At 65.7% G+C, this 15,362-nt stretch carries 15 protein-coding genes; 12 read left to right on the top strand and 3 right to left on the bottom strand.

Features of this window, described 5'->3' with window-relative positions; genetic code table 11:
* The first annotated feature begins 102 nt into the window (after window positions 1-102).
* A complete protein-coding gene (locus tag ACMDW7_RS00220) occupies window positions 103-1,173 on the top strand; it encodes a serine/threonine protein kinase (RefSeq protein WP_377304781.1) in 1,071 nt (356 codons plus the stop codon).
* 115 nt (window positions 1,174-1,288) lie between these two features.
* The gene (locus ACMDW7_RS00215; protein ID WP_377304779.1) at window positions 1,289-1,645 is read left to right on the top strand and encodes a hypothetical protein; all 357 of its coding nucleotides are present in this window, start codon (window positions 1,289-1,291) and stop codon (window positions 1,643-1,645) included.
* Window positions 1,646-1,705: 60 nt separating this feature from the next.
* On the opposite strand, the gene ACMDW7_RS00210 is transcribed toward ACMDW7_RS00215, so the two are convergent.
* Window positions 1,706-2,377, bottom strand: a complete 672-nt coding sequence (locus ACMDW7_RS00210; protein ID WP_377305063.1) for a Crp/Fnr family transcriptional regulator — start codon at window positions 2,375-2,377, stop codon at window positions 1,706-1,708.
* A gap of 210 nt (window positions 2,378-2,587) precedes the next feature.
* On the opposite strand from ACMDW7_RS00210, the gene ACMDW7_RS00205 reads away from it, so the two are divergent.
* The 10 genes from ACMDW7_RS00205 to ACMDW7_RS00160 all read left to right on the top strand — a co-directional run bounded on the left by ACMDW7_RS00205 (window position 2,588) and on the right by ACMDW7_RS00160 (window position 13,654).
* Entirely contained in the window at window positions 2,588-4,555 is a 1,968-nt protein-coding gene (locus ACMDW7_RS00205) for an AMP-dependent synthetase/ligase (RefSeq protein ID WP_377304777.1), read from the top strand.
* Window positions 4,556-4,557: 2 nt separating this feature from the next.
* Entirely contained in the window at window positions 4,558-5,355 is a 798-nt protein-coding gene (locus ACMDW7_RS00200) for an ABC transporter ATP-binding protein (RefSeq protein ID WP_377304776.1), read from the top strand.
* Window positions 5,356-5,448: 93 nt separating this feature from the next.
* Window positions 5,449-6,531, top strand: coding sequence for a branched-chain amino acid ABC transporter permease (locus ACMDW7_RS00195; protein ID WP_377305061.1), 1,083 nt, complete (start codon window positions 5,449-5,451; stop codon window positions 6,529-6,531).
* Between the two features lie 18 nt (window positions 6,532-6,549).
* Window positions 6,550-7,626 (top strand): branched-chain amino acid ABC transporter permease, encoded by a 1,077-nt coding sequence (locus tag ACMDW7_RS00190; protein ID WP_377304774.1) that lies wholly within the window; start codon window positions 6,550-6,552, stop codon window positions 7,624-7,626.
* Window positions 7,627-7,723: 97 nt separating this feature from the next.
* Window positions 7,724-9,070 (top strand): ABC transporter substrate-binding protein, encoded by a 1,347-nt coding sequence (locus ACMDW7_RS00185; RefSeq protein ID WP_377304772.1) that lies wholly within the window; start codon window positions 7,724-7,726, stop codon window positions 9,068-9,070.
* A gap of 163 nt (window positions 9,071-9,233) precedes the next feature.
* Window positions 9,234-10,037, top strand: a complete 804-nt coding sequence (locus tag ACMDW7_RS00180) for an ABC transporter ATP-binding protein (RefSeq protein WP_054124692.1) — start codon at window positions 9,234-9,236, stop codon at window positions 10,035-10,037.
* A 13-nt stretch (window positions 10,038-10,050) separates the two neighbouring features.
* On the top strand, window positions 10,051-10,341 hold the full coding sequence (locus ACMDW7_RS00175) for a hypothetical protein (RefSeq protein ID WP_377304770.1): 291 nt from the start codon (window positions 10,051-10,053) through the stop codon (window positions 10,339-10,341).
* A gap of 19 nt (window positions 10,342-10,360) precedes the next feature.
* Window positions 10,361-10,729 (top strand): MmcQ/YjbR family DNA-binding protein, encoded by a 369-nt coding sequence (locus ACMDW7_RS00170; protein ID WP_377304768.1) that lies wholly within the window; start codon window positions 10,361-10,363, stop codon window positions 10,727-10,729.
* Complete coding sequence (locus ACMDW7_RS00165) at window positions 10,726-11,976, top strand: phenylacetate--CoA ligase family protein (RefSeq protein ID WP_377304766.1); 1,251 nt, start codon at window positions 10,726-10,728, stop codon at window positions 11,974-11,976. The genes ACMDW7_RS00170 and ACMDW7_RS00165 overlap by 4 nt, the downstream gene beginning before the upstream one ends.
* 37 nt (window positions 11,977-12,013) lie before the next feature.
* Window positions 12,014-13,654 carry a M14 family metallopeptidase gene (locus tag ACMDW7_RS00160; protein WP_377304764.1) on the top strand — a complete coding sequence of 547 codons (1,641 nt, stop codon included), beginning with the start codon at window positions 12,014-12,016 and terminating at the stop codon, window positions 13,652-13,654.
* Window positions 13,655-13,662: 8 nt separating this feature from the next.
* Here ACMDW7_RS00160 and ACMDW7_RS00155 read toward each other — a convergent pair whose 3' ends face one another.
* Together ACMDW7_RS00155 and ACMDW7_RS00150 are read right to left on the bottom strand one after the other, a co-directional pair.
* A complete protein-coding gene (locus ACMDW7_RS00155; protein ID WP_377304762.1) occupies window positions 13,663-14,046 on the bottom strand; it encodes a VOC family protein in 384 nt (127 codons plus the stop codon).
* Between the two features lie 80 nt (window positions 14,047-14,126).
* Window positions 14,127-15,245: a metal-dependent hydrolase gene (locus ACMDW7_RS00150; protein WP_414859582.1), complete on the bottom strand. Its 1,119-nt coding sequence runs from the start codon at window positions 15,243-15,245 to the stop codon at window positions 14,127-14,129.
* Window positions 15,246-15,362: the final 117 nt, after the last annotated feature.

Below are 15,362 nucleotides of genomic sequence, written 5' to 3'. Positions count from 1 at the left end.
CTCCTGTAGGCTTGCGGCTAGCCCGGGGTGTTCACGCCCCGATCCGAAAGCCGATCCACAGTATCCATGCGGCTTTCCAGCCACTTTTGCCCGGAAAGCCGCATGGGACAAGCGGAAAGCCCTTTTGACTCTGAGCCAGCCGGCGCGCCCGCAGGTTCGTTTGCAGCGCTCACGCCAGACGTCGTGCTCGATGCGCTGGAGGCCGCCGGCCTGCTTCCCGACGGCCGGCTGCTGATGCTCTCCAGCTACGAAAATCGGGTCTGGATGGCGCATCTGGATGACGGCAGCGCGGTGGTGGCCAAGTTCTACCGGCCCGAGCAGGGTGCACACGGCCAGCGCTGGAGCACGGCGCAGATTCTCGAGGAGCATGCCTTCGCGGCCGAGCTGGCGGCCGCCGAAATCCCGGTCGTGGCCCCGCTGGCGCTGGCCGGCGCCACGGTGCCGGGCAGCCAGACGCTGGCCGAGCACGGCGGATTCCGCTTCAGCGTCAGCCCGCGCCGCGGCGGCCGGGCGCCGGAGCTCGATGATCCCGCGGTGCTGGAATGGATCGGCCGCTTTCTGGCGCGCATCCACACGGTGGGGGCGGCTCGGTCGTTCTCCTGTCGGGAACGCCTGGACATCGCCACGATGGGTGAGGCCCCGCTGGCCTGGCTGATGGCCGAGGGTGATCTCCCACCGACGCAGCGTGAAACCTACCGCAGCGCGGCGCAGCAGGCGCTCGATGCCGTGCGCGAATGCTTTGCCGCGGCAGGTGCCGTGGCGCAGATCCGCCTGCATGGCGACTGCCACCCCGGCAACATTCTCTGGACGCCGGAGGGCCTGCCCCAGCCCGGTCCGCACTTCGTGGACCTGGACGATGCGCGCACCGGATGCGCCGTGCAGGACCTCTGGATGCTGGCAAGCGGCGATCGGGCCGACCAGACGCGGCAATGGAGTGCGCTGATCGATGGCTACGAGACCGTGCGCGATTTCGACCGACGTGAGCTGCGGCTGATCGAGGCACTGCGGACCCTGCGGCAGATTCACTACGCCGCCTGGCTGGCGCGCCGCCGGACTGACCCGGCCTTCACCGTGGCTTTTCCCTGGTTCGGCACGGACGCCTACTGGGCGGGGCAGGCACAGCAGCTGCGCGAGCAATGCGAGTCCATGGTGCAGCCTGCGCTCATGATCTGAGGCGTGCGATCTGGCTCGAAATCGGCGGGCTTATCCGCGCATTGCGGCACAGCACGGCGCCTAGGATGGGCTCAACAGGGTGCGACAGCCTGCTTCCCGCACCCGGGAGCCGATCATGGACCACGAGATCACCGTTCAACTGGCTGCAGCCGTTCTGGCGCGTGCCTTGGTGACGCGCGCTGCGCAAGCCGCTCTGGATGCCCCCGTGCCGATGCCGCCGGCCCATGTGACGATCGACTCGATCGACCTGCCCCTGTACTGGGACGAACACCGCCTGCTGCCGCGCCTGCGCGATCTGGCCGCCGAGCATGGCGTGCACATCGATATCCAGCGCATGCAGTTCGACCGCATCTACGGCATCGAGACCCTGGTGGATCTGCACGCGCTCGATGCACCGCTGCTGCAAAGCTGCGCCGTGACCCTGATGGGCATGTACGAGGCGCCGCACTGGGGACCGCGCGCCGCACACTAGACCGGCGCTCAAGGACAAGCGCGTGTTATGCCGCATCGCACCGCGCGCACAGCCTGCCCGCTATGCGCCGTAATGGCGCAAGCCCTCCAGGTCCAGCACCTGCACGCCGCCGTAGCTGACCTTGAGCAGGCCGCGCTCCTCCAGCAGCTTGAGTGCCTGATTCACGCGCTGGCGCGAGACGCCGGCCAGATAGCCCACCTCTTCCTGCGAAATGGCTAGATGCGCCCCGCTGCCCGGATAAAGCAGGGGGTTGTAGAGCTCGGCCAGACAGCGCGCCACGCGAGCATCGGGCTCCAGCAGGCGCTCGTACTCCACCACCGCGATGAACTGCCCGAGGCGTTCGTTGAGCTGCTTGAGCAGGAAGCGGTTGAAGCCGATGGAGTGGTCCAGCAGCCACTGGAACGTGGCACCGTTCATCCAGGCAATGCGCGTATCGCGCAGCGCCACCACGTCGTACTTGCGCACCTCATGCTTGAGCAGGGTGCCCTCGCCAAACCATCCGCCCGTGGGCACGCCTGTGAATGTGGCGGACTTGCCGCTGGCGTTCACGGCATTGATCTTGACCAGCCCCTCGATCACGCCGAGCCAGCAGTCCACGCGCTCACCCTTGCGCACCACCACCTGCCCACCGGTGAAGAAGCGCTCTTCCACACCGGCAATGGCGCGCGCGCGCTCCGCATCGGTGAGGTAATCCCACCAGGGAGTTTGCTGCAGCGCAGCGTGAAGCAGCAGGGGTTGATGCTCTGTGTGCAAGGTGCGTTCCGACGAAACCGATCACGGTCAATCCGGATGCGTACATTGTCGCGAAAACGACAGCATCGCAACATCCGGCAGCATCTAATGCGTTAAACGACCGAGGGCCGAGAGCCCGCGGCGAATAAAGAAGTGGAACGCTCTGGACTGGCCCGCGCCGGTCCCACGCGACACAACAAGGAGACATCCGTGACCGTTTCGTCGGGCACTGGCGATACCTTCCCGCGCCTGCTGCTGGAGCACGCGCGCGTACGGCCGAATCATCCGGCCATCCGCGAGAAGGACCTTGGCATCTGGCAGACCTACAGCTGGGGCCAGGCGGCCGAGATTGTGCGGGCAATGGCCTGTGGCCTGGCTGCGCTGGGTTTCAAGAGCGGCCAGAACCTGGCCATCATCGGGGACAACCGGCCCCGCTTGTACTGGAGCTTCATTGCCGCGCAGTGCCTGCGTGGTGTGCCGGTCCCGCTATACCAGGACGCCATTGCCGCCGAGATGGCCTTTGTGCTGGACAACGCGGAGATCGAATTCGCGATTGCCGAGAACCAGGAGCAGGTGGACAAGCTGCTGGAGATGCGCCGCGACTTGCCACGCCTGACGCACATCATCTACGACGACCCGCGCGGCATGCGGCACTACGCGCAGGAGGGTCTGCTGTCGTTTGAGGACCTGCTGGCCAAGGGGCGCGCGCACGACGCAGCGAACCCGGGCTTCTTTGATGCGCAAGTGGCTGCTGGCGACACGAACGATGTCTCGGTGATGCTCTACACCTCGGGTACCACGGGCAAGCCCAAGGGCGTGTGCCAGACGCATGCGAGCTTCATTGGCAGCGCGCGTGGCGGTGTGGGCTTCGACAAGCTCGGGCCGGACGACCAGATCCTGTCCTATCTACCCATGGCCTGGGTGGGTGACCATCTGTTCTCGGTGGCACAGTCCCTGGTGGCGGGCTTCACCGTCAACTGCCCGGAATCCGGCGCAACCGTCATGAACGATCTGCGCGAGATCGGGCCGACCTACTACTTCGCACCGCCGCGAGTGTTTGAAGGCCTGCTCACGCAGGTGTCGATCCGCATGGAGGATGCGGCCGCACCCAAGCGCTGGCTGTACGAGAAGTTCATGGCCGTTGCGCGTCGCTGCGGCGCAGAGATTCTTGACGGCAAGCCCGTGACCGTGACCGACCGGCTGCTGTATGCACTCGGCACCTTCTTCGTCTACGGGCCGCTGCGCAATGTGCTAGGCATGAGCCGCATCCGCGTGGCATATACCGCGGGTGCCGCCATCGGCCCGGACCTGTTCCGCTTCTATCGCTCGATCGGCGTGAACCTGAAGCAGCTCTACGGCCAGACCGAAACCTGTGCGTATGTCTGTCTGCAGCCCGACGGCGGCGTCAAGCTCGAGACGGTCGGCCCGGCCGCCCCCGGCGTGGAAATCAAGATCGCCGACAGTGGCGAAGTTCTGGTACGCGGCGTCGGGGTACTCAAGGAGTACTACAAGCGCCCGGACGCCACGGCCGAGGTGATGGATGCCGAGGGCTTCTTCCACACCGGTGATGCCGGCGTGATCGACAGCGACGGGCATCTCAAGATCATCGATCGCGCCAAGGATGTGGGCCGCACGGCGCGTGGCGCGCTGTTCGCACCGAACTACATCGAGAACAAGCTCAAGTTCTTCCCGCAGATCAAGGAAGCCGTGTGCTTCGGCCACGGCAAGGACACCGTCTGCGCGCTCATCAATATTGATGCCGATGCCGTGGGCAACTGGGCCGAGCGGCGCGGACTGCCGTATGCGGGCTACGTGGACCTGGCGGGCAAGAAGGAAGTGCTGGCACTGATTCAGGAGTGCGTTGAGAAAGTCAACGCGCAGCTGGCCAGCGAGCCGCAGATGGCCGACACGCAGATCGCCCGCTTCGTGGTGCTGCACAAGGAGCTCGACCCGGACGACGACGAGCTCACACGCACGCGCAAGGTGCGCCGAGGCTTCATTGCCGAGAAGTACGGCGTGCTGGTGGATGCGCTGTACGAGGGTCGCAAGGACCAGTTCATCGAAACCCCGGTGAAGTTCGAGGATGGGCGAGTGGGCAAGATCTCCGCAGTGCTCGAGGTGCGTGACGCCAGACACTTTCCTGCCGGCGACAGCCGCGCTGATCGAAAGGCGGCCTGAGCATGAGCGAACGCAATTCTGAACGCAAGATCGGCGAAGTCATTCTGGATGTGCAGAACATCTCGCTGTCCTTCGGCGGCGTGAAAGCCCTCACCAACATCTCCTTCAACGTGCGCGAGCACGAGATCCGCGCCATCATCGGCCCGAATGGCGCGGGCAAGAGTTCGATGCTCAACTGCATCAACGGCGTGTACACCCCGCAGGAAGGATCGATCACCTTCCGCGGCAAGACCTTCAAGCACATGAATTCGCGCCAGGTGGCCGAGATGGGTGTGGCGCGCACCTTCCAGAGCCTGGCCCTGTTCAAAGGCATGAGCGTGCTGGACAACATCATGACCGGCCGCAATCTGCGCATGAAGAGCAATCTCCTGCTGCAGGCCCTGCGCATTGGCCCGGCCGAGCGCGAGGAGCTTGAGCACCGCGCCTTTGTCGAGAGAATCATCGACTTCCTGGAGATCCAGGCCTACCGCAAGGTGCCCGTGGGGCGCCTGCCCTACGGCCTGCAGAAGCGCGTGGATCTTGCCCGCGCGCTGGCCATGGAGCCGCAGGTGCTGTTGCTTGATGAACCCATGGCCGGCATGAACGTGGAGGAAAAGCAGGACATGTGCCGCTTCATCCTCGACGTGAACGACGAGTTCGGCACCACCATCGTGCTGATCGAACACGACATGGGCGTGGTGATGGATATCTCCGACCGCGTGGTGGTGCTGGATTACGGCAAGAAGATCGGTGACGGCACGCCCGATGAGGTCCGTGGCAACCAGGCCGTGATCGACGCCTATCTCGGCGTAGCGCACTGAGGAGCCGTCATGAAGAAAAAGCTCCCCGTCATCGTCCTGATCATCCTGCTGACCATCGGCCTGCTGCTGCCGCTGACGCAGAAGAACACCACGCTGGGCTTCTATATCGAGGTGCTGCTCGGCGGTCTGATGTCCGGCGTCATGTACTCACTCGTGGCCCTGGGCTTCGTGCTGATCTACAAGGCCAGCGGCGTCTTCAACTTTGCGCAGGGCGCCATGGTGCTGTTCGCTGCATTGGCCGTGGCGCGCCTGTCGGGCGAGGGCCTGTCTGCCGCGCACTTCTGGATCGTGGCCCTGCTGCTGGGTGGCTTGTCCGGCGTGCTCGCGCTGGGCTTCATCAAGAAGGGCGGAGCGGCCAAATCTGCGCCGCCGCTGAAGTTCGGCGTGCCGGTGGCCGGCGGCATCGGCGCCGGCGTGATCCTCTGGAGCCTGTTCGGCAGCGGGGGCTGGCCCCTGTGGCTGGCCATGCTGGGGGCGGGTGCGGTCATGGTGTTCGTGGCCATGATCATCGAGAAGCTGGTGCTGCGCCCGCTCGTGAACCAGGAAGGGGTAGTGCTGCTGATGGCCACCCTGGGCGTGACCTACTTCCTTGACGGTCTGGGTCAGACCATCTGGGGGTCGAGCATCTACAAGATCGATCTGGGCATCTCCAAGGACCCGGTGATCATGCTGGAGAACGTGTTCCAGGGCGGCATCCTGATCAACAAGATCGATGTGTTTGCCGCCGTGGTCGCCACGGTGCTGGTGGCCGCGCTGGCGTTGTTCTTCCAGAAAACGCCCGTGGGCCGCGCCCTACGCGCGGTGGCTGATGACCATCAGGCCGCGCAGTCGATCGGCATTCCGCTGAACCGGATCTGGGTGATCGTCTGGAGCGTGGCGGGCGTGGTGGCTCTGGTGGCGGGGATGATCTGGGGCGCGAAGCTCGGTGTGCAGTTCTCGCTGGTGGAAGTGGCGCTCAAGGCGCTGCCGGTGGTGATCCTCGGCGGGCTGACCTCGGTGCCCGGCGCCATTCTGGGCGGCCTGATCATCGGCGTGGGCGAGAAGATGGCCGAGGTGTTCCTGGGCCCGACGCTGGGTGGCGGCATCGAGTACTGGTTCGCCTATGTGCTCGCACTGCTGTTCCTGATCGTGCGGCCCGAAGGCCTATTCGGCGAAAAGCACATCGATCGCGTCTGACGGCCCGGAGAACATCACATGCTCTACAGAGAAAACGGCCAGTTCAAGACCAGCTACCGGGCGGATCAGCAGATCTTCCCGATTGCGCAGGATCGCATCGCCATCCTGCTGGTCATCGCATTTGCCTTCATCGGCCCACTGGCGCTGGGCAATGAATACCTGTTCCGCGCCATCCTGATCCCCTTCCTGATCCTGTCGCTGGCCGCCATCGGCCTGAACATCCTGGTGGGCTACTGCGGCCAGATCTCGCTGGGTACCGGCGCCTTCATGGCCGTGGGCGCCTACGCGGCCTACAACTTCATGATTCGTGTAGACGGGATGCCGCTGGTGGTGGCCATGCTGCTGGGCGGGCTGGCCGCCACCATGGTGGGCGTGTTCTTCGGCATCCCGAGTCTGCGCGTGAAGGGTCTGTATCTGGCGGTGGCGACATTGGCCGCCCAGTACTTCGTGGACTGGGCCTTCATCCGCATCAAGTGGTTCACCAATGATTCGCCGTCCGGCTCCGTGTCGGCCGGCACCCTGAACGCCTTTGGCTGGACCGTGAACGAGCCGCACGAGAAGTACGTGTTCGTGCTGCTGTTCGTCGTGGTCTTCGCGCTGCTCGCCAAGAACCTGGTGCGCAGCGCGATCGGGCGCGAGTGGATGGCGATCCGCGACATGGACGTGGCCGCCAGCGTGATCGGCATCCGCCCGGTGTACGCCAAGCTCACGGCCTTTGCCGTGTCCAGCTTCATCGTGGGTGTCGCGGGTGCGCTGTGGGCCTTCGTGCATCTGGGCTCCTGGGAACCGGCCGCCTTCAACATCCAGCGCTCCTTCCAGCTGCTGTTCATGATCATCATCGGCGGGCTGGGCTCGATCATGGGCTGCTTCTTCGGGGCGGCCTTCATCGTGATCCTGCCGATCGTGCTCAACCAGGCGCTGCCGCTGCTGGCCGCACCCTTTGGCATCGAGGTCAGCACGGCGCTGGTGGCGCACGTGGAATTCATGATCTTCGGTGCGCTCATCGTTTTCTTCCTGATCGTGGAACCCCACGGGCTGGCGCGCCTGTGGTCGATTGCCAAGGAGAAGCTGCGCCTGTGGCCATTCCCGCACTAGGCAGGCCGCCACACCCGCGAGAACCCTCATTACGAAACCCAGTGCCAATGCATTTACTGGAGACACCGCGCAGATCAGATGCGCATTTGGAGGCGACATGAAGCTCAAATCTCTACTACTCGGTGCAGCCATGCTGACTGCGGTGGGCACCACCGCGCTGACTGCGCCCCAGGCCAGCGCCCAGGCGCAGGCGCGGGAGCAGTTCTTCCCCGTGCTCGTCTATCGAACCGGGCCCTTCTCGCCCAACGGCATCCCCTGGGCCAACGGCTTTGTGGACTACCTGAAGCTGATCAACAACCGGGATGGCGGCATCAACGGCGTGAAGATCACGTTCGAGGAATGCGAGACCGGCTACGCGACCGACCGCGGCGTGGAGTGCTACGAGCGCCTGAAGGGCAAGGGGCCGACCGGGGCGACCATGTTCCAGCCCCTGTCCACAGGCATCACCTTCGCGCTGACGGAGAAGGCTCCTGCCGACAAGATCCCGCTGATCACGGCTGGCTATGGTCGCAGCGAATCGGCGGACGGTTCGGTCTTCGCCTGGAACTTCCCGCTGCTGGGCACCTACTGGACTGCAGCCGATGTGCTGGTGCAGCACGTGGGCAAGCGCGAGGGCGGACTGCCCAACCTCAAGGGCAAAAAGATTGCGCTCGTCTATCACGACAGCCCCTTCGGCCGCGAGCCCATTCCGCTGCTGACCGAGCGCTCGAAGATGCATGGCTTCGAGTTGCTGACACTGCCGGTCACCTCTCCAGGTGTGGAGCAGAAGGCCACCTGGCTGCAGATTCGCCAGCAACGGCCAGACTACGTCTTCCTCTGGGGTTGGGGCGTGATGAACTCCACGGCCCTGAAGGAAGCACAGGCCACGGGCTTCCCGCGCGACAAGATGTATGGCGTGTGGTGGGCCGCAGCGGAGCCGGACGTGAAGGACGTCGGTGAGGGCGCCAAGGGCTACAACGGCCTGGCGATGCAGCACGGCGCTGGCATTGCCAAGGTGCACGAACAGATCCTGCAGCATGTGCACGGCAAGAACGCCGGCACCGGCCCCAAGGATGAAGTGGGCACCGTGCTCTACACCCGCGGCATGATCTCCGCGATGCTGGCCGTTGAAGGCGTGCGCCGCGCCCAGGAGCGCTTTGGCAAGGGCAAGCCGATGACCGGCACGCAAGTGCGCTGGGGGCTTGAGAACCTCAATCTGGACCAGAAGCGCCTGGATGCCATGGGCTTTGGCGGCGTGATGCGTCCGGTATCCACAAGCTGTGTCGACCACATGGGTGCCAGCTGGGCCCGCATCCAGACCTGGGACGGAAAGAAGTGGAACTTCACTTCGGATTGGTATCAGGCCGACGACACCATCATCCGGCCGATGGTGCGCAACGCAGCGCAACGCTACGCAGCGGAGAAGAAGATCACGCCTAGAACCCCGGCGGATTGCCAAAGCTGAGCGTTGCTCAGCTTTGGCAGCCGGGGTCTAGGCGTTGCCTGTCCGGACGCCCCTCCCCGGCTTTTGCCGCCCCCTCCAGAAGGGGGCTCATCGGGCCGCCTCGGCGGCCCCTTGGGAAAGCGCACCCTGTGCGCTTTCCCAAGCACATCGAACAGGTTGAACCATGCAACCATTGCTGAACGTCAACGGCATCGAAGTCATCTACAACCACGTGATCCTGGTGCTCAAGGGCGTGAGCCTGCAGGTGCCGGAAGGCGGCATCGTGGCGCTGCTGGGTGGCAATGGCGCGGGCAAGACCACCACCCTGCGCGCGGTGTCCAACCTGCTCAAGGGCGAACGCGGTGAGGTGACCAAGGGCACCATTGAATACCGCGGCGAGCGCATCCAGAACCTCACACCGCCCGATCTCGTCGAGCGCGGCGTCGTGCAGGTCATGGAGGGACGGCGCTGCTTCGCGCACCTCTCCATTGAGGAAAACCTCATGACCGGGGCCTACACGCGCGGCGCCTCGCGCGCGGAGATCGCCCGAGATCTCGACATGGTCTACACCTACTTTCCGCGCCTGAAGACCCGGCGCACGTCGCAGGCGGCCTACACCTCGGGTGGAGAGCAGCAGATGTGCGCCATCGGCCGCGCGCTGATGGCCAAGCCGCGCATGGTGCTGCTTGATGAACCCTCCATGGGTCTTGCGCCACAGATTGTGGAGGAAGTGTTCAACATCGTGCAGGACCTCAACGCCAAGGAAAAGGTCACTTTCCTGTTGGCCGAGCAGAACACCAATATCGCCTTGAAGTACGCCCATTACGGCTACATCCTGGAAAGCGGCCGCGTGGTCATGGATGGCGAGGCCAAGGCGCTGCGCGAGAACGAGGATGTCAAGGAGTTCTATCTGGGCGTATCGCGCGAAGGCCGTAAGAGCTTCAAGGACGCGAAGTTCTACAAGCGCCGCAAGCGCTGGCTGTCCTAAGCGCGAGAGAGCGATGAGCGACTTCTTCTCCGAACTGGAGGCGCTGAAGGGCGGCGGGGGTGCGGGCCCGAGTCCCGCCCTGCTGCGTCAGCTGCGTGCGCTGCCAGGCGTCAAGGAGCGCGGCCAGCAGCGCTTTGTGCTCGACGCCGGCGTGGAGCTGCACTTCGAACTCAAGGACAAGAGCGTCACCGCACTCATCGACGAGCGCGGGCGAATCCAGCGCCTGCCCATCGCCAACCCCACGGACGAACGCAAGCTGCTTGATGCGGTACGCCGCCTCGCAGGCCGGCGCGATGAGGATTGAGGGTGACGGGCCCCCTGCGATGAGCCTGAACCTTGCGAAAGCCACCGACTTCTGCGCCGCGTTGCCCGGTGCGGTGGTTGATTTGAAGTGGGGCGCTGACCTCTGCTACTGCATCGGCGGCCGCATGTTCGCGGTCTTCCAGACACGCGATGGGCGCACGCCCTGCGAACCGCCCTCATTCAAGGCCGATGCCCACCGATTTCTGGAACTGACTGACCGACCGGGGATTGTCCCCGCGCCCTATCTGGCGCGCGCCAAGTGGGTGCGCATCACCCTCCTGGATGCGATGCCGCAGGACGAACTTCATGCATTGCTGGCGCGCAGCCACGCCCTGATCGCGGAGAAGCTCACCCGCAAGCTGCGCCGAGAATTGGGAATCGAGCCATGAACACCACGACCTACGACCCCCGCGAACTGCGACCGGCCGAAGCCCGGGAAGGCGCACTGTCCGCCGCGTTGCCCGGCTTGATCCAGGGCGCCCAGCGGGCGGCCGGCTGGTCGCGCATTCTGAGCGGGGTTGACCCGCACGCCATCACCAGCCGCAAGGCGCTGGCCGCGCTGCCGGTCACGCGCAAGGGCGACCTCAAGGCCCTGCAGCAGCTCGATACGCCCTTCGGCGGTCTGAACACCACGCCCCCCAGCCGGATGCGGCGTCTGTTCATGTCGCCCGGGCCGATCTTTGACCCCGAAGGCCATGGTCCGGACTGGTGGCGTACCGCGGCCGCGCTGCACGCTGCCGGCATCCGCCCGGGCGATGTGCTGCAGAACTGCTTCTCGTACCACATGACCCCGGCGGCCTTCATGATCGAGGCTGGCGCCGCAGCCCTGGGCTGCCCGGTGATCCCTGCAGGCATCGGCAACACCGAGCAGCAGGTGGAGGCCATGACCGTGCTCAAGCCACGCGCCTATGTGGGCACGCCCAGCTTCCTGCGCATCATCCTGGAGCGCGCCGCCGAGATGAATGTGGACCTGCGCCACGTGCAGAAGGCACTGGTCGCGGCCGAAGCGCTGCCGCCGTCATTGCGGCAATGGTTCATTGACCGCGGCATGACCCAGGTGCAGCAGTGGTACGGCACGGCCGATCTGGGTTGCGTGGCCTTCGAGACCAGCACCGACGGCGTAGTGCACCCGGGCATGGTGCTGTCTGAAGACCTGCTGCTGGAGATCGTCAAGCCGGGCACGGGCGAGGTCTGCGCGCCTGGCGAGGTGGGCGAGATCGTGATCACGATGTTCAACCCGGACTACCCGCTGATCCGCTTCGGCACCGGCGACCTGACCAAGTTGCTGCCCGAACCCTCGCCCTGCGGGCGCACCAACCAGCGCATTGCCGGCTGGATGGGCCGCGCAGACCAGACCACCAAGGTGCGCGGCCTGTTCGTCCACCCCGCGCAGATCAACGACATCTCCAAGCGCTTTCCTGAGCTGGGGCGCGTTCGCATGGTCATCACCGGCAGCATGGGCCAGGACGACATGCTGCTCAAGGCCGAATCCGGCGAGCAGCATGAGGGCCTGGCCTACCGGCTGCGCGATGCGATCCGCGACATCACCAAGCTGCGCGGCGAGGTTGAGCTTGTGGCACCGGGCAGCCTGCCCAACGATGGCAAGTTGATTGAAGACGCGCGCTCCTACCAGTAATCTGCGCGGCTTACTTCTCAATCAGCACGGAGGGCCGGTGGTCTCATTGCCGGCGGCGCGCAGTTGGCGCGTCTGGCTCGGTGCGGCCCTCGCGAGTCTGTCTCTCGCGGCCGCGGCGCAGCCGAACAAGCAGGGGTCGGAACGTCCTGAACGCGGCGATCGCAATGAGCGCGTCGAGCGCTTCGCCGACCTGTCCTTCACGCCCGAGACGCCGTCGTTCGCGGCGGGTCGCAAGGACTTCACCTCCGACGCCGAGCTCGCCGCCTTCATCGCGCGGCTGGATGCCTCGTCGAACACGATGACCTGGCGCATCCTGGGCAAGAGCCCGGGCGGGCGGGACATCCACCTCATGGTTTTTTCAAGCGAAGGCAAGTCCGCCGCGCCTGAATTGGCCGCGACGCGCAAGCCGGTGGTCTGGCTGATCGGCCAGCAGCATGGCAATGAGCCCGCAGGAGCGGAAGCCGCCCTAGAGGTAGCGCGCCGCCTCGCCGTGGGTGATTTGCGCAGCGTGCTGGACAAGCTCACCGTGGTGGTACTGCCGCGGGCCAACCCGGACGGCGCTGCGTCCAACCGGCGCGAAACCTCCGTGTCCGACCAGAACCGCGATCATCTTCAGCTCGCCACACTGGAAAACCAGCTGCTGCATCGCGCCATGCGCGCCATGCCACCGGCACTGGTGATCGATGCGCATGAGTTCGCGCCGGCCGGCCGCCTGCTGGAGCGCTTCGGTGTCACCCAGGCCAGCGACGTGCTGGTGCAGAGCGCCTCGCATCCGGAGATCTCGGAAGCCATCCGCACCCTGTCCAGGGAAAGCTTTGACCCTGCGCTGGACGCCGCCTTCAAGAAGGCCGGCCTGCGTTCACACCTGTACCACTTTCTGATCGACCGGCCGGGGCAGCCCAATGACAAACCGCTCATCACCGCCGGCGGCAACTACGCCGGCATCGCCCGTAACACTTTCGGTCTGTATGGCGCCGTGAGCTACCTGATCGAGACGCGCGGCATTGGGCTGGGGCGCGAGCACTGGCAGCGCCGGGTGGGCGCGCATGTGCTGGCCGCCAGCGCGCTGATCCGTACTGCAGCCACAAACGTCGAGGCCCTGCGCCGCGCCAATGCGGCGGCACGCAACGGCTGGACGGGCGATATCACCGTGGACTACGAAAGCCGCCGTGAGGTGCGCGAGGTACCGGTGATCGACGCCTTGACTGGTGAAGACCGCAACCTGCGCGTGGACTTCATCAACACCCTGCAGGTCACGCCCAGCATCCGGCGCAGCATTCCCGTGGGTTACATCCTCGGCCCGGACCAGGAAGCCGCTGCGCAGCGGCTCGCGCAACACGGCTTGCGCGTGGTGCGCCTGTACTCGGCGACCGACGCCAACGTCGAGCGCTTCATCATGCGCACGCCGCGCAATGAGGCACCCGAGCAGGGCGTGCCGGGGGATCGGGTCGTGGTCGACACACAGACGGTCACGCTGAACATGCCGGCGGGTAGCTTCCTCGTGCCGATGAATCAGCCTCTTGCGCGCGTGGCCGCGGTGGCGCTGGAGCCTGATGCGCCGGGCAGCTTTGTGGCCACCAAGCTGATCCGGACCAACCCCGCCAGCGGCACCGAATTGCCGGTGTATCGCCTGCTGCTCGGGCTGCGGGCCGCCGGGCCGCTGGTCGAAGCACCCTGAGCCTGCGCTCAGCCGCCGGCGCGCGCCTCATGCAGGGCAATGCGGTTGCCCTCGCTGTCCTCGATCTCCGCGACCCAGCCCCAGTCGCCCGCGCTCTTCTTTTCGTAGAGCGTCTTGCCACCCTGCGTACGAGCACGGTGCAGCGTCGCATCAATGGAGTCCACGGCGAGGTAGACGATCGGACCGAGCTGCGCCGGCCGATACACGTCGCCCTTGGCGAGCGCCGCAGTCGCCCCCGGCGCAGCAGGATCGAAGGGAAACAGCGCCATCTCGTAGCCGTCGATCGTCTGCAGCTCGAGATCGAAGCCGAATACGGCCTCGTAAAACGTGACGGCCCGATCCATGTCGACCACAGGGATTTCTACGAAGCGGATCGGGTTGGCTTTGCTCACCTGATGTCCGGATCTGGGCAGGTGGGTCTGGCGGACCCCGTTTGCCGATGACGTATGGCGTGCCTCAAGGGGCACGCGGCTCAGAACACCGCGTTTGGCAACCCGAGCTTGGCGCGCATGAGCGCCTCGATGCGCTCACCGGTGGCTTCGCGCGGTATGCGGTAGCGCACACCGCGACCCACAGGGCGGCCTTGTTCGTTCAGGGTGTACTCCAGCCCCCATTGCCCGGCGAGCGACTGGCCTGGAAAGCCGTAGCGCGCATCGTGCAGGCGCAGCACCTGGGCGCCGTCTTCGCGCTGCAGGATCTCCGGCACGATCGGGCCGGTGGCAAAGCGGCGGTAACGGCGGCCATCGCCCTCGCCTGACAGGATCTGATCGGCCAGGCGCTGGGCCACGGGGTCGACCTCGACGCGGCGCCATTGGATGGGCTGGGGGTTGAGCGTGCTGACGAAGCCGATCAGGTAGCCGTCTTCCGTACGGGCCACAACGCGCCTCAGGAAGGGCGTGAACATGGTGGTGTGACTGCTCACCTGCAGCACCGAGGGGCCGTTCAGGCCCTGACGCGTCAGCTCCTTGTGCGCCATGTGCGCGCCCAGCGGCTGCTGCACCGCCGCCACCGCAATGTAGGCGCAAGACAGGCCCAGTGCGATGCGCGCGCGCTGTTCGGCGCGCTGGCCGGTGGTGAACGCCGCCGCCACCAGGCCGCCGATCAGCAGCAGGGAGTACAGCGGGTCGATGATCGGCATGGCCGCAATCGCCGCGCGCCAGTCCGTGAAGGGCGCGAACCACTGCGTGCCGTACTGGGTTACGGCGTCCAGCAGCGGGTGCGTAAAGATCGCCAGAATCCAGACCGCGAACCATGCGCGGCGCGCGGCGTCGTCCAGCGGCGCTTGCTTCTGTCGGGCGCGCCAGGCGTTTCCGATGCCGATGCTCAACATGGCCAGCGCGCTGCCGACCAGCGGCCCGAACCACAACGAGTGCGTGACTCCGCGGTGGATAACCCAATGCTCCACGCCGGGCGTCTGCGAAAAGAACACGTCACTGTCAGGCAACAGGCCGCCCAGCGCGCCGAACACGGCGGCCTTCCAGCCCAGACGGCGCGCGCCGACCGCGGTACCCACCGCTGCGCCGAGCAAGCCTTGTGTGACGAGATCCATGCGAACAACACCCATTGCGCGCGCCACGGAACGGCGCGCCAAGACGGCAGGAGTCAGAGGCCAAGGCGGCAGCGGCGCCAGGCGCGCGTCTGCACAAGGCGGGCACGCTTTGAACACCACGCGCGCGCCGCAAGCGGCCACTCTCTCCCTGTTTTTTCC

It is taken from the genome of Piscinibacterium candidicorallinum (assembly GCF_047549485.1).
GTDB lineage: Bacteria > Pseudomonadota > Gammaproteobacteria > Burkholderiales > Burkholderiaceae_C > Piscinibacterium > Piscinibacterium candidicorallinum.
This window is presented reverse-complemented; position numbering and strand designations above follow the sequence as displayed.

Coding starts and splice junctions, on each gene's coding strand:
- ACMDW7_RS00215 (WP_377304779.1), top strand. CDS start 1,289: ATGGACCACGAGATCACCGTTCAACTGGCTGCAGCCGTTCTGGCGCGT.
- ACMDW7_RS00200 (WP_377304776.1), top strand. CDS start 4,558: ATGAGCGAACGCAATTCTGAACGCAAGATCGGCGAAGTCATTCTGGAT.
- ACMDW7_RS00170 (WP_377304768.1), top strand. CDS start 10,361: ATGAGCCTGAACCTTGCGAAAGCCACCGACTTCTGCGCCGCGTTGCCC.
- ACMDW7_RS00180 (WP_054124692.1), top strand. CDS start 9,234: ATGCAACCATTGCTGAACGTCAACGGCATCGAAGTCATCTACAACCAC.
- ACMDW7_RS00175 (WP_377304770.1), top strand. CDS start 10,051: ATGAGCGACTTCTTCTCCGAACTGGAGGCGCTGAAGGGCGGCGGGGGT.
- ACMDW7_RS00185 (WP_377304772.1), top strand. CDS start 7,724: ATGAAGCTCAAATCTCTACTACTCGGTGCAGCCATGCTGACTGCGGTG.
- ACMDW7_RS00190 (WP_377304774.1), top strand. CDS start 6,550: ATGCTCTACAGAGAAAACGGCCAGTTCAAGACCAGCTACCGGGCGGAT.
- ACMDW7_RS00220 (WP_377304781.1), top strand. CDS start 103: ATGGGACAAGCGGAAAGCCCTTTTGACTCTGAGCCAGCCGGCGCGCCC.
- ACMDW7_RS00165 (WP_377304766.1), top strand. CDS start 10,726: ATGAACACCACGACCTACGACCCCCGCGAACTGCGACCGGCCGAAGCC.